The 13,568-nt window shown below is 66.4% G+C and carries 11 protein-coding genes; all 11 read left to right on the forward strand.

All coding sequences use genetic code 11. The features are described from left to right. Positions 1–570 precede the first annotated feature (570 nt). The 11 genes from LRK53_RS09060 (at position 571) to LRK53_RS09110 (ending at position 13,469) form a co-directional block, all read left to right on the forward strand. Positions 571–1,104 (forward strand): ribosome maturation factor RimP, encoded by a 534-nt coding sequence (locus LRK53_RS09060; protein WP_027492191.1) that lies wholly within the window; start codon positions 571–573, stop codon positions 1,102–1,104. A 102-nt stretch (positions 1,105–1,206) separates the two neighbouring features. Further along, entirely contained in the window at positions 1,207–2,712 is a 1,506-nt protein-coding gene (gene nusA, locus LRK53_RS09065; protein ID WP_027492192.1) for a transcription termination factor NusA, read from the forward strand. A gap of 131 nt (positions 2,713–2,843) precedes the next feature. Continuing rightward, complete coding sequence (gene infB / locus LRK53_RS09070) at positions 2,844–5,639, forward strand: translation initiation factor IF-2 (RefSeq protein ID WP_235642004.1); 2,796 nt, start codon at positions 2,844–2,846, stop codon at positions 5,637–5,639. 153 nt (positions 5,640–5,792) lie between these two features. Beyond that, positions 5,793–6,176 (forward strand): 30S ribosome-binding factor RbfA, encoded by a 384-nt coding sequence (gene rbfA, locus LRK53_RS09075; protein WP_027492194.1) that lies wholly within the window; start codon positions 5,793–5,795, stop codon positions 6,174–6,176. A 28-nt stretch (positions 6,177–6,204) separates the two neighbouring features. Next, positions 6,205–7,131 (forward strand): tRNA pseudouridine(55) synthase TruB, encoded by a 927-nt coding sequence (gene truB / locus LRK53_RS09080; RefSeq protein ID WP_027492195.1) that lies wholly within the window; start codon positions 6,205–6,207, stop codon positions 7,129–7,131. Positions 7,132–7,297: 166 nt separating this feature from the next. After that, a complete protein-coding gene (rpsO, locus tag LRK53_RS09085; RefSeq protein WP_008435593.1) occupies positions 7,298–7,567 on the forward strand; it encodes a 30S ribosomal protein S15 in 270 nt (89 codons plus the stop codon). Between the two features lie 82 nt (positions 7,568–7,649). Beyond that, positions 7,650–9,755, forward strand: a complete 2,106-nt coding sequence (gene pnp / locus LRK53_RS09090; protein ID WP_235642005.1) for a polyribonucleotide nucleotidyltransferase — start codon at positions 7,650–7,652, stop codon at positions 9,753–9,755. Positions 9,756–9,876: 121 nt separating this feature from the next. Further along, positions 9,877–10,908, forward strand: a complete 1,032-nt coding sequence (locus tag LRK53_RS09095) for a poly(R)-hydroxyalkanoic acid synthase subunit PhaE (RefSeq protein ID WP_027492196.1) — start codon at positions 9,877–9,879, stop codon at positions 10,906–10,908. A gap of 12 nt (positions 10,909–10,920) precedes the next feature. After that, entirely contained in the window at positions 10,921–11,988 is a 1,068-nt protein-coding gene (locus LRK53_RS09100) for a class III poly(R)-hydroxyalkanoic acid synthase subunit PhaC (RefSeq protein ID WP_235642006.1), read from the forward strand. Between the two features lie 54 nt (positions 11,989–12,042). Beyond that, positions 12,043–13,059: an S-methyl-5-thioribose-1-phosphate isomerase gene (mtnA, locus tag LRK53_RS09105; protein WP_027492198.1), complete on the forward strand. Its 1,017-nt coding sequence runs from the start codon at positions 12,043–12,045 to the stop codon at positions 13,057–13,059. Further along, the gene (locus LRK53_RS09110; RefSeq protein WP_235642007.1) at positions 13,056–13,469 is read left to right on the forward strand and encodes a GtrA family protein; all 414 of its coding nucleotides are present in this window, start codon (positions 13,056–13,058) and stop codon (positions 13,467–13,469) included. The genes mtnA and LRK53_RS09110 overlap by 4 nt, the downstream gene beginning before the upstream one ends. The last annotated feature ends 99 nt before the right edge of the window (positions 13,470–13,568 follow it).

The raw sequence follows: 13,568 nt of genomic DNA on the forward strand, positions 1-13,568 counted from the left end.
GTTACCATGACGCCCGTACCCGCAGCGGGGACGGCAGGGGCGAGGCCCTGTCGTGACACGACACTCGCCTCATCACCTAGAGACCGACATGCCCGATTCGTAGAACCTTTAGATGCCGACCGAGCTCAAGTTCAATAGCACGGAGGTCGATTAGCGAGGGGTTATCCGGGTAGGTTAGGGCTTCTGCCCCAAGCGGCCAGCGGAGTCAACGCTCGCGCCCGTTACCCTCGTAGATCCTCACCGTACGGTCCATGGAGGAGGGGTAGAATCCGTTTGCACCGCGAGATGTTGTCGGCTATGATCAACAAACTCTGATGCGGCCAAGCGGCAGCCTGATGGTCTCAGTAGGATAGAGCCTGAATCCTGCCCCCGCTACCAGATCTTTCTTGATGTAAGAAAGCCTCCTCGTGAGGCTTTTTTGTTGGGCGCAAGGGATGCGCTGCGCGGGGCCGGCTCAGGCAGCGCCCGCAGCGGAAAGAGCTGCATGGAGTGGGACATCGGCGAGATAGGGAAATGGGCCGTTGGAGCCCATTTTTTGTTTCTGCGGTTCTCACAGTGGGAAGGCGACCCATGGATACACAGGCACTGGCGCAACGTTTCAGCGGGGTTCTGGCCGATCTGGGCCTGGAATGCCTTGGTGTGGAGTTCACCCCGTCGCAAGGGCAGAGTACCCTGCGCGTCTACCTGGACTTGCTGGACCGGGAGGCGGGCGACGGCGAACGTCGCGAGGTCGGCATCGAGGATTGCGAGACCGCCAGCCGTGAGCTGTCCGCCTTGCTGGACGTCGAGGATCCGATTCCCGGCCACTACGTGCTGGAAGTTTCCTCGCCGGGTCTGGATCGGCCGCTGTTCACCGCTGCGCAGTTTGCGCGGGCCAGCGGGCAGGAAGTGAAGGTGCTGCTGCGGGCGCCGCTGGAAGGCCGCCGTCGCCTGCGCGGCAAGCTGGTTTCGGCGGAAGGCGGGCACGTCGTGCTGGACGCCGAAGGCAAGACATTCGAATTCGAGCACGCGCTGGTGGAAAGTGCGCGTGTGGTGCCGGACTGGGTGGCGCTCGGTTATGCGCCGCAACCCAAGCCCGGCGGCAAGATGCCCGGCAAGAAATAATCGCTGCGGCCATCCGGGGCCGCGTTCAAGGTTTTGTGTTCCTGGATGGGCGTAACAATTCAACCATCGGCATCCGGACGGGGTGTCTACGGAGTTGCAGTAATGAGCAAAGAACTTTTGCTGGTCGTCGACGCGGTCGCCAATGAAAAGGGCGTGCCGCTGGAAGTGATTTTCGAGGCGATGGAGGCCGCGCTGGCCTCGGCCGCGAAGAAGCGCTATCCGGACGAGGAGCCCGATATCCGCGTGTCGATCGACCACAACACCGGCGAGTACGAGACGTTCCGCCGCTGGGAAATCATCGCCGACGACGGCGAGATGGAATCGCCGTCGTACCAGCTGCGCCTGATGGATGCGCTGGACGAGCGCGCCGACGCCAAGGTGGGCGAGTACATCGAGCAGCAGATCGAGAACGCCGAGTTCGGCCGCATCGCCGCGCAGGCCGCCAAGCAGGTGATCGTGCAGCGCGTGCGCGAGGCCGAGCGCCAGCAGGTGGTCGACGCGTTTGCCGACCGCGTGGGCGAGCTGGTCACCGGCATCGTCAAGCGCGTCGAGCGCGGCAACATCTATCTCGACCTGGGCAGCAACGCCGAGGCGTTCATTCCGCGCGACAAGACCATTCCGCGCGAATCGGCCCGTGTCGGCGATCGCGTGCGCGGCTATCTGTACGAGGTGCGCTCCGAGGCGCGCGGCCCGCAGCTGTTCGTGTCGCGTGCCGCGCCGGAGTTCATGATCGAGCTGTTCAAGCTGGAGGTGCCGGAAGTCGGCCAGGGCCTGGTCGAGATCAAGGGCTGCGCCCGTGATCCGGGCGACCGCGCCAAGATCGCCGTGCTGGCCCACGACAGTCGCACCGATCCGATCGGCGCCTGCATCGGCATGCGCGGCTCGCGCGTGCAGGCGGTGTCCAACGACCTCAACGGCGAGCGCGTCGACATCATCCTGTGGCACGAGAACCAGGCGCAGTACGTCATCAACGCGATGGCGCCGGCGGAAGTGCAGTCCATCATCATGGATGAGGAAAAGCACTCGATGGACATTGCGGTGGCTGAGGACAAGCTGTCCCAGGCGATCGGCCGCGGCGGCCAGAACGTGCGCCTGGCCAGCAAGCTGACCGGCTGGCAGCTCAACGTGATGACCCAGGACCAGGTCACCGCCAAGAGCGAGTCCGAGCAGGAGGCCGCGCGCCAGCTGTTCATGGACAAGCTCGAGGTGGACCAGGAGATCGCCGTGATCCTCGTGCAGGAGGGCTTCTCCAGCATCGAGGAGATCGCCTACGTGCCCAGCGCCGAGCTGCTGGCGGTGGAGGGCTTCGACGAGGACATCGTCGAGGAACTGCGCGCCCGCGCCCGTGACGCGCTGCTGACCGAGGCACTGGCGGTGGAGGAGGGCGTCGGTGAACATCAGCCTTCCGAGGAGCTGCTGGCGCTGGACGGCATGGACGAGGAGACGGCCTTTGCGCTGGCCGCGCGTGCGGTGACCACGGTCGACGACCTGGCCGACCTGGCGGTGGACGACCTGATCGACATCGAAGGTATGGATGAGGAGCGTGCCGCGGCGCTGATCATGGCTGCACGTGCGCCGATGATCGCGCGGCTGGAGAAGGGTGGCTGACCACAGGCGGCGGCAGCCCCGGAGGGGTTGCCGGGAAAGGCTTCGGCGAAGCCTTTCACCACGGATGGAGGTGGCGGCGCAGATGATGCCGCACGGACGATAGGCGCGGGAACGGCGGAGCAAACAACACGATGTCGGATGTTACGATCAAACAACTCGCCCAGGTACTGGGCATGCCGGTCGACCGGCTGCTGACGCAGCTGGGCGAGGCAGGCATGAAATTCTCCGACCAGGAGCAGGTCATCAGCAGCACCGAGAAGGTGAAGCTGCTCGGTTTCCTGCGCCGCACGCATGGCAAGGGCGAAGCCGCCAGCGAGGCCGACGACAGCGCGCCGCGCCAGATCACCTTGAAGCGCCGCACGGTCGGCGAGCTGAAGGTGGCGACGCCCGGCGGCCGCGGCGCCGCAGGCACGGCCAAGACGGTCAATGTCGAGGTGCGCGCCAAGCGCACCTACGTCAAGCGCAGCGTGATCGCCGAGGAAGCCAGCGCCGAACCCGAGCGCGAGGAGGCCGTGCGCAAGCTGCAGGAATCGCAGCAGCAGCGTGAGCAGGAAGAGCGCGAGCGGGTCGAGGCCGAGCAGCGCCGCCAGGCGGAGGCGCAGCACGCCCTGGACGAACAGCGCCGCAAGGCCGAAAAGGAGCAGCGTGAGGCGGAACTGGCTCGCGCGGCCGAGCCGGTGGCGGTCGAACACGTCGAGGCGACGCCGGAACCGGCGGCCGAAGTGGCGCCTGCGGCCGCCCACGACGACGCCACCGGGACCGTCCAGCGCATCGACCAGCGCGACCTGGGCATGATCCTGCCGCGCATCCACGAGCCGCGCAAACGCGAAAAGCTGGTCAAGCCGGTGGCGGCGCCCGCGGCGCCGGCCGCTCCTGCGGCGCGTGGTGCGGTGGCCGGTGCGGCGGCACCGGCCGCGGCCGGCGAGGCCGCTCGCGGCAAGCCCAAGCATCCGCGTGAGCGCAGCGAGAATCTCGGCAAGGAAGACCGCGAGGCCGGCAAGCGCTTTGCCGGCGGCCAGATGCATCTGAGCGAGGCCGACCGTGCCCGTCGCTCTTCCAGCAGCAAGCGCGCCAAGCCCGGCCGCAGCGGCGGCCGCGAAGCATTGCGCGGCGGCGGTGCGGCGGCGGCCGGTCCGCACGGCTTTTCACGACCCACCGCGCCGGTGGTGCGCGAGGTGGTGGTCAGCGATACCAACGTGGTGGCCGACCTCGCCCAGAAGATGGCGGTGAAGGGATCGGAAGTGGTCAAGGCGCTGTTCAAGATGGGCGTGATGGCGACCATCAACCAGACGGTCGACCACGACACCGCGGTGCTGGTGGTCGAGGAGCTGGGCCACACACCGGTGGCGGACACCCAGAACAACGCCGAGGAGACGCTGGCGGCGCATACCCAGAACATCGAACTGGAGGGCGAGAAGGTCACGCGCCCGCCGGTGGTGACGATCATGGGCCACGTCGACCACGGCAAAACCTCGCTGCTCGACTACATCCGCCGTACCAAGGTCGCCTCCGGCGAAGCCGGCGGCATCACCCAGCACATCGGTGCCTACCATGTGGAGACTTCCAGAGGCGTGATCACGTTCCTGGATACCCCCGGCCACGCCGCGTTCACCTCGATGCGCGCCCGTGGTGCGCAGTCGACCGATATCGTGATCCTGGTGGTGGCCGCCGACGACGGCGTGAAACCGCAGACGATCGAGGCGGTCAAGCACGCGCGTGCCGCCAAGGTGCCGCTGATCGTGGCCGTCAACAAGATGGACAAGGACGGCGCGAACCCGGACAACGTCAAGCAGGGCCTGGTGGCGCAGGAAGTAGTGCCGGAGGACTGGGGCGGCGACGTGCAGTTCGTGCCGGTGTCGGCGAAGACCGGCATGGGCATCGAGAACCTGCTCGACGCGATCTCGGTGCAGGCCGAGGTGATGGAATTGAGGGCGGTCGTCGACGGCCGCGCCTCCGGCGTGGTGATCGAATCCAGCCTGGACCGCGGTCGCGGTCCGGTGGCCACGGTGCTGGTGCAGCAGGGTACGCTGCGCAAGGGCGACTTCGTGGTCTGCGGCGTCGAGTACGGCCGCATGCGCGCGCTGATCGACGAGACCGGCAAGCAGGTGGCCGAAGCCGGCCCGTCGATCCCGGTGCAGGTGCTGGGTCTTTCCGGCGTGCCGGAAACCGGCGACGATTTCGTCGCCGTCGAGGACGAGCGCCTGGCTCGCGAAGTGGCCGAGGAGCGCCAGCTCAAGCGGCGCGAGACGCGGATGGTCAGCAAGAGCAACCGGCTCGAGGACATCATCGCGAAGATGGGCCAGGGCGAGGAGCAGCAGACGCTCAACATCCTGGTCAAGGGCGACGTGCAGGGCTCGGTCGAGGCGTTGCGCGAGTCGCTGACCCAGATCGGCAACGATCGGGTTCGCGTCAACGTGGTCGCCTCCGGCGTCGGCGGCATCACCGAATCCGATGCCACGCTGGCCACCGCCTCGAAGGCGCTGTTGATCGGCTTCAACGTGCGTGCCGATGCTTCGGCGCGCAAGGTGATCGAGACGAACGCCGTGGACGTGCGCTATTTCTCGATCATCTACGACGTGATCGACCAGGTGACCCAGGCGGCCACCGGCCTGCTCGGCATGGAAGTGCGCGAGGACATCATCGGCACCGCCGAGGTCCGCGACGTGTTCCGCAGCTCCAAGTTCGGTGCGGTTGCCGGCTGCATGGTCACCGAAGGTTCGGTCAAGCGGAACAAGCCGATCCGCGTGCTGCGCGACCACGTGGTGATCTTCGAGGGCGAGCTGGAATCGCTGCGCCGTTTCAAGGACCTGGTCGACGAAGTCCGTGCGGGCATGGAATGCGGCATCGCCGTGAAGCAGTACAACGACGTCAAGCCGGGCGACCAGATCGAGTGCTTCGAGCGCACCGAGGTGGCACGTACCTTGTGATGCCTGCGGCATCGCAAGGTACGCGGGATTCGGGAGACGGGATTCGGGATTCGGCAAAAGCAAAAGATGAATCCCGTTTGCCCCGTTCTTGCCGTAACCCGCTTTTGCTCTAACGAATCCCGAATCCCGAATCCCGAATCCCGGCCTCCAACCATGCCCTCCCGCGATTTCAAACGTACCGACCGCATTGGCGCCGAACTGCGCCGTGAGCTGGGCTTGCTGGTGCACGCGGCGGTGCGCGACCACGGGCTGCCGTCGACCAGCGTAAGCGACGTGGAGATCACCCGTGACCTCGACTGGGCCACGGTGTGGGTGACCACCATGCTGCCCGAGCAGGGCTTGCCGGCGGTGAAGGCGCTCAACGAGATGAGCCATGAGATCCGCCACGCACTGGCGCACAGCGGCATGCGCATGCGCCGGGTGCCGGAGCTGAAGTTCAAGTACGACGATTCGGTCGACAAGGGCGAGCGCATCGAGTCGCTGCTGCGCCAGCAGGCGCGCGATCTGACGCCGCCGGATGGCGGCGAGCGCGATTGAATCGCCAGTACGGAATTCCGCCGAGTCGATGAATCGTTCGCCGCGCATCCCGTTCCGCGACCTGCACGGCATCGTGCTGCTCGACAAGCCGCCGGGCCTGAGTTCCAACCAGGCGCTGCAGGCCGTGCGCCGACTGCTGCGTGCGTCCAAGGGCGGCCATACCGGTGCGCTCGATCCACTGGCCACCGGCCTGCTGCCGCTGTGCTTCGGCGAGGCGACCAAGCTGGCCGGCAGCCTGCTGGGTGCGCGCAAGGCCTATCTGGCCGAGTGCCGGCTTGGCGTCACCACGGATACCGCCGACAGTGAGGGTGAGGTCGTTCAGCAGCGCCCGGTACCGGAACTCGATGACGCCAGGGTCGAGGCGGCGCTGGCCAGGTTGCGCGGGCGCATCCAGCAGGTGCCGCCGATGTATTCCGCGCTGAAGCAGGGCGGCGAACGGCTGTATGCCAAGGCGCGCCGCGGCGAAACCGTCGAGCTGGCGCCGCGCGAGGTGGCGGTGCACCGGCTGGAGTTGCTGGCGCGCGAAGGCGACACGCTGCAGTTGCTGGTGGAGTGCGGTTCGGGTACCTATGTCCGTTCGCTGGCGGTGGATCTGGGCGAGGACCTGGGCTGCGGCGCGCACCTGACCGCGCTGCGCCGGATCTGGGTCGAGCCGTTCCGAGAGCCGCGGATGGTGACCCTGACGCAGCTGGAGCAGGCGGCGGAGCAAGGCGACGAGGCTTTGCTGGCATGGCTGCTGCCGGTATCGGCCGGCCTGTCCGATCTGCCGGTATTGCGACTCGATGAGACGCAGAGCATGGCCATCTCGCGCGGCCAGCAGATTGCGCTGCCGGGCCTGCCGGAAGTCGGGCATTGCGCGGCATACGCCAGCGACGGCGCGCTGTTGGCGTTGCTGGAAGCCGATGCCGAAGGGCGTGCGCGCATCGTGCGCGGCTTCAATCTGCCGCCGGGCTGACCGATTTGCTCCGACGGCAGGCGGCGCTCTTGTTGAAGCACCACTCCCATCAGTAGAATAGACAAGTTATTTCAACGCTTTCACTCACCTAGGCGAAGCTTGCGCTTGCGTCATCGCGATGACGCAAGCGCAAGCTTCGCATCGCCTTTCAAGGAAACGTACAACCATGTCTCTTACCGCAGAACAGACCGGCAAGATCATCGCTGATTTCGGCCGCGTGCCCAACGACACCGGCTCGACCGAGGTCCAGGTGGCCCTGCTGTCCGCCCGCATCGACCATCTCACCGGCCACTTCAAGGACCACAAGCAGGATCATCACTCCCGCCGTGGCCTGCTGAAGCTGGTCAACCAGCGCAAGCGCCTGCTCAGCTATCTGAAGGATCGCGATCTTGCACGCTACCAGACCCTGATCGAACGCCTCGGCCTGCGGCGGTAATCCGTGCGTTCATCCGTGGACGCAAAGATCAAGAGGCGCTCACCCGTGAGCGCACTTCTCAATCAGATCAGGAATTAAGCACGTGGCAAAAGTAACCAAGTCATTCCAGTACGGTAATCACGAAGTCACGCTGGAGACGGGCGAAATTGCCCGCCAGGCATCCGGTGCGGTCATGGTCAGCATGGGCGGTACGGTGGTGCTGGTCACCGCCGTCGCCGCGGCCAAGCAGAAGGAAGGGCAGGACTTCTTCCCGCTCACCGTCGACTACGTGGAGAAGTTCTACTCCGCCGGCCGCATTCCCGGCGGCTTCTTCAAGCGCGAAGGCCGCCCGACCGAGAAGGAGACGCTGACCTCGCGTCTGATCGATCGCCCGGTGCGCCCGCTGTTCCCGGACGATTTCAAGAATGAGGTGCAGGTCATCGCGCAGGTCGTCTCGCTCAACCCCGAGATCGACGGCGACATTCCGGCGCTGATCGGTGCATCCGCCGCGCTGAGCCTGGCCGGCATCCCGTTCAAGGGTCCGATCGGCGCCGCCCGCGTCGGCTACGCGGGTGGCAAGTACCTGCTGAACCCGTCGGCCACCGAGCTGAAGACTTCCCAGCTGGACCTGGTCGTTGCCGGTACCGCCGGTGCCGTGTTGATGGTGGAATCCGAGGCGCAGCTGCTGTCCGAGGACGTGATGCTCGGCGCGGTGATGTTCGGCCACCAGCAGATGCAGATCGCGATCCGCGCGATCGCCGAGCTGGCCACCGAAGCCGGCAAGCCGTCGTGGGACTGGCGGGCACCGGCGCGCAACGAGTCGCTGGTCGCCGCCGTCAAGGGCGCAGTCGGCAATCAGCTGGCCGCAGCGTTCCAGGTGCGCGACAAGCTGGAGCGTCGCGACGCGATCTCCGCGATCAAGGCCGATGTGCTGGCTGGTCTCAAGGCGCAGGCCGAAGAGAACGGCTGGTCCACCGCCGCGATGGCCACGGAATTCGAGGAACTCGAATACCACACCATGCGCGACAGCGTGCTGAAGACCAAGGTACGCATCGACGGCCGCCAGCTCGACGACGTGCGCGCGATCACCGCCCGCGTCGGGGTACTGCCGCGTACGCATGGTTCCGCGCTGTTCACCCGCGGCGAGACGCAGGCCCTGGTGGTGGTCACGCTGGGCACCACGCGTGACGCGCAGATCATCGACGCACCCGGCGGCGAGTCGAAGGATCCGTTCCTGTTCCACTACAACTTCCCGCCGTTCTCGGTGGGCGAGGCCGGTCGCTTCGGTGCGCCGAAGCGCCGCGAGATCGGCCACGGCCGTCTCGCCAAGCGCGGCGTGCAGGCAGTCAAGCCGGGCATCGAGGAGTTCCCGTATGTGGTGCGCGTAGTCTCGGAAATCACCGAGTCCAACGGCTCCTCGTCGATGGCCTCGGTATGCGGCTCCTCGCTGGCGATGATGGATGCCGGCGTGCCGCTGAAGGCACCGGTGGCCGGCATCGCGATGGGCCTGGTCAAGGAGGGCAGCGACTTCGTCGTGCTGTCCGACATCCTGGGCGACGAGGATCACCTCGGCGACATGGACTTCAAGGTGGCCGGCAGTGCCGACGGCATCTCCGCGCTGCAGATGGACATCAAGATCGACGGCATCACCGAGGAGATCATGAAGGTGGCGCTGGCCCAGGCCAAGCGCGGCCGCCTGCACATCCTCGGCGAGATGGCCAAGGCGATCAGCACCGCGCGCGCCGAGATGAGCGAGTACGCCCCGCGTCTGATCACCATCAAGATCCACCCGGACAAGATCCGCGAAGTGATCGGCAAGGGCGGTGCCACCATCCGCTCGATCACCGAGGAGACCGGCACCACCATCGACATCAGCGACGACGGCACCATCGTCATCGGCTCGGTCAACCGCGAGGCGGGCGAAACGGCCAGGAAGCGCATCGAGCAGATCGTCTCGGACGTCGAGCCGGGCCGCATCTATGAGGGCAGGGTGGCCAAGCTGATGGACTTCGGCGCCTTCGTCACGATCATGCCGGGCAAGGATGGTCTGGTGCACGTCTCGCAGATCTCCGACGAGCGCGTCGAGAAGGTGTCCGACAAGCTGAAGGAAGGCGACATCGTCAAGGTCAAGGTGCTCGAAGTGGACAAGCAGGGTCGCATCCGCCTGTCGATGAAGGCCGTGACCGAGGAAGAGCGCGCCGGCGTCTGAGTTTCCGGGCAAGGCAATTCCGCGAGGCCTGGCTGATGCCGGGCCTCGCGCGTTTGGGCACGGATCATTTTGTGCAACCTGCTTTTGCTAGGATGGATGAACCCTGCAAGAGGATGCACCGATGGCCGACCCGGCGAACGATTTCATCAAGGACTATCAGGCGCTGGCGCAGCAATCCTGGGATGCCTGGACGCGCCAGTTGCAGCCGTCACCCGCAGCCAATCCGTTTGCGCCGTCACCAGCGCCAGCCGCTGGCAACGACACGCTGGAGCGCACGCTGGCCGGGTTGAAGGGGTATTTCGACTGGATGCAGGCGGCCGCCAGCGGCGGCGCGGCCCAGCCGGCCACGGACTGGCATCAGCAACTGCAGCAGATGTTCGGCGGTGCCAGCCAACCATTCACGCAGGCGTTCGGTGGCATCGACAGCGCTGCTGCCGAAGGTTTTGCGCGGCAATGGCAGGCGTGGATGCAGGCGGCTCGACACAGCGGTTTTGCTGACGTGGCGGGGGCACAAGGGCCGACGCCGGCTTTCGGCCTGAACCGTGAGCAGCAGATGCAGCAGCAGGCACTGGCCATCGCCTTGACGACCTCGATACAGGCCATCGCGCGTTACCAGGAGCTGATCCAGCGCGCCAACACGCAAGGCATGCAGCGTCTGCAAGACAAGCTGGCCGAGCCGGGTCGCCAGGTCGATTCGCTGAAAGCGCTGTACGACCTGTGGGTGGATGCCTCCGAAGAGGCCTACGCCGAGATCGCGTTGTCCGACGAGTTCTGCGATGTTTACGGCGAGATGGCCGACACGCAGATGCGCGTGCGCCAGCTGCAGCAGCAGCAGACCGAGCAGATGTGCCAGCAGCTCGGCATGCCGACGCGCAGCGAGGTGTCCAGCCTCGGCGAACGGCTGCAGGCCCTGCGCCGCGAGTTTCGCGCCAGCCGCCAGTCCGGTGCATCCGCCGACCATGCCGACGAGATCATGGCCCTGCACCGTGAGCTGGCGGCGCTGAAACGCCAGTTGGCCAATGGCCGAACCGCGGCGTCGGCACCGAAGAAGAGCGCGCCCACGAAATCCGCGGCGGCAGCGAAGAAGGCGCCGGCAAAAGCGACACGCAAACCGACCGCCGCGCCCGTTCCCAGCCCGCGCAAGCGCAAGTAAAGGAGACTCGCCATGCAAACGCCATTGCGCATCGACCCGGCCAGGGCGCTGGCCGACATCGCTACCTTCCAGCGCAAGCTGGCCGCCGGCATGGGCAACCTGCGCAACGTGCGCGAGCCCGAATACGCCAACACGCCGCGCGAACTGGTCTACAGCGAGGACAAGCTGAAGGTCTGGCATTTCACCGGCCACGGTAAGCCCACCGCGAAGACCCCGCTGCTGATCGTCTACGCGCTGGTCAACACGGTGTGGATGACCGACCTGCAGGCTGACCGTTCGATGGTGCGCAACCTGCTGGAGCAGGGCGAGGACGTCTACCTGATCGACTGGGGCTATCCGGACGGCGCCGACCGCTGGCTGACCCTGGACGACTACATCAACGGCTACCTCGACCGCTGCGTCGACGCGGTGCGCGCGCGGCACGACCTGGATGCGATCAGCCTGCTCGGCATCTGCCAGGGCGGCGCGTTCTCACTGTGCTACACCGCGCTGCACCCGGACAAGGTGAAGAACCTGATCACCATGGTCACCCCAGTGGATTTCCACACCCCGGACAACATGCTGTCGGGCTGGTGCCGCCGCATGGACGTGGACCTGTTCGTCGACACCATGGGCAACATCCCGGCCGGGTTGATGAACTATGTCTACCTCACGCTGAAGCCGCTGCGGCTGAACCAGCAGAAGTACATCGACATGGTCGATATCCTCGACAAACCTGCCGAGCTGGAGAACTTCCTGCGCATGGAGCGCTGGATCTTCGATTCGCCGGACCAGGCCGGCGAGGCGTTCCGCGAGTTCATCAAGGATTTCTACCAGGGCAACAAGCTGGTCGAGGGCACGCTTCAGATCGGTGGTCAGAACGTGGATCTGGGCATAATCACCCAGCCAGTATTGAACATCTTCGCCGAGCAGGACCACCTGGTGCCGCCGGACGCCTCGCGTGCGCTGGGCAAGCACGTCGGCACCACCGACTACACCCAGCTCGCGTTCAAGGGCGGCCACATCGGCATCTACGTGTCCGGTCGCGCCCAGCGCGAAGTGCCGCCGGCAATCCACCAGTGGTTGCGCCAGCGCGACTGAAGCGTCGCCGCGCCTGCCGTGTGAAATACGCACGCGGCAGGCGATAATGGACGGATGAGCGCATCCACCGACACCCACGATTCCATCCGCGCCGTGCAGTGGCGGGGCGATCATCTGCGCCTGCTCGACCAGCGCCTGCTGCCCGGCGAGGAGCGCTGGATCGACTGCCGCGACGCCGCGCAGGTCACCCAGGCGATCCGCGACCTGGCGGTGCGCGGCGCACCGGCGATCGGCATTGCCGCCGCCTGGGGCGTGGCGATGGCGGCGCAGCAGGGCGTGCCGCTGGAACCGGTGCTGGCCACGCTGCGCGCCGCGCGACCCACCGCGGTGAACCTGATGTGGGCGCTGGACCGGATGAAGCGGCGCATCGCGACCGGCGCTGACGCCGACGTGCTGCGGCGCGAGGCGCAGGCGATCCAGGATGAAGACCTGGCCGCGAACCGGCGGATGGGAGAGTCGGGCGCCAGCCTGATTGCCGCCGGCTCGGGCGTGCTGACCCACTGCAATACCGGCTCGCTGGCCACCGCCGGCTACGGCACCGCGCTGGGCGTGATCCGCGCCGGCGTGGCGGCGGGCCGGATCGCGCGGGTCTACGCCGGCGAAACGCGGCCGTGGCAGCAGGGTGCGCGGCTGACCATGTGGGAGCTGGTGCGCGACGGTATCCCGGCACGGCTGATCGCCGATTCCGCCGCCGCGCACCTGATGAAATCCGGCGCGGTGCAGTGGGTGATCGTGGGCGCCGACCGGATCGCCGCGAACGGCGATACCGCGAACAAGATCGGCACCTATCAGCTGGCGATCGCGGCGAAGTACCACGGCGTGAAATTCATGGTGGTGGCACCGTCCTCCACCGTCGACATGGCCACCGGCAGCGGCGAGGAAATCGAGATCGAGTTGCGCGACCCGGCCGAGCTGCTCGGTATCGCCGGTCGTCGCGTCGTGGTCGAGGGTGCGCAGGCCTGGAACCCGGTGTTCGACGTGACGCCGGCGGAGCTGATCGACGCGATCGTGACCGAGCGCGGCGTGATCGAGCGGCCGAACAGCCTGGCGATGCAGGCCATGTTCGGATGATGAAACTCCCGCGCGAGATCGCGCTGTTCGCCGTCGGCGGTGTGCTGGGCTTGCTGGTCGACGCCGGGATCGTGCAGGCGCTGGTTGGCTGGGCCGCCTGGAATCCCTACCTGGCCCGCGTGCTGTCGTTCCTGGTCGCGGCAACGGTGACCTGGTGGTGGAACCGCCGTTACACCTTTGCCGCACGCAGCAGCAACCGCGCGGCACATGCCGAATGGTTGCACTGGCTGGGGCTGATGAGCCTCGGCGCAGTGGTCAATTACGGGGTTTACGCCCTGCTACTGGTGGGCTTCCCGCTGCTGCAGCGCTGGCCGGCACCGGCCGCCGCCGCCGGTTCCGCCGTGGCCGCACTGATCAATTTTTCGACAGCGCGCGGGATGCTTTTCAAGTCCACCGAAACATTGTCTTAAGTCATTGATTCATATTGGTTAAATACTGTAGTTTTGATACCATTCGTGCTACACTCCATAGGTTGATTTCGGGTCGCTTGCGCATGCGCTTGAGGCGCG

The sequence above is a fragment of the Rhodanobacter thiooxydans genome (assembly GCF_021545845.1).
In the GTDB taxonomy this organism is placed as follows: Bacteria; Pseudomonadota; Gammaproteobacteria; order Xanthomonadales; family Rhodanobacteraceae; genus Rhodanobacter.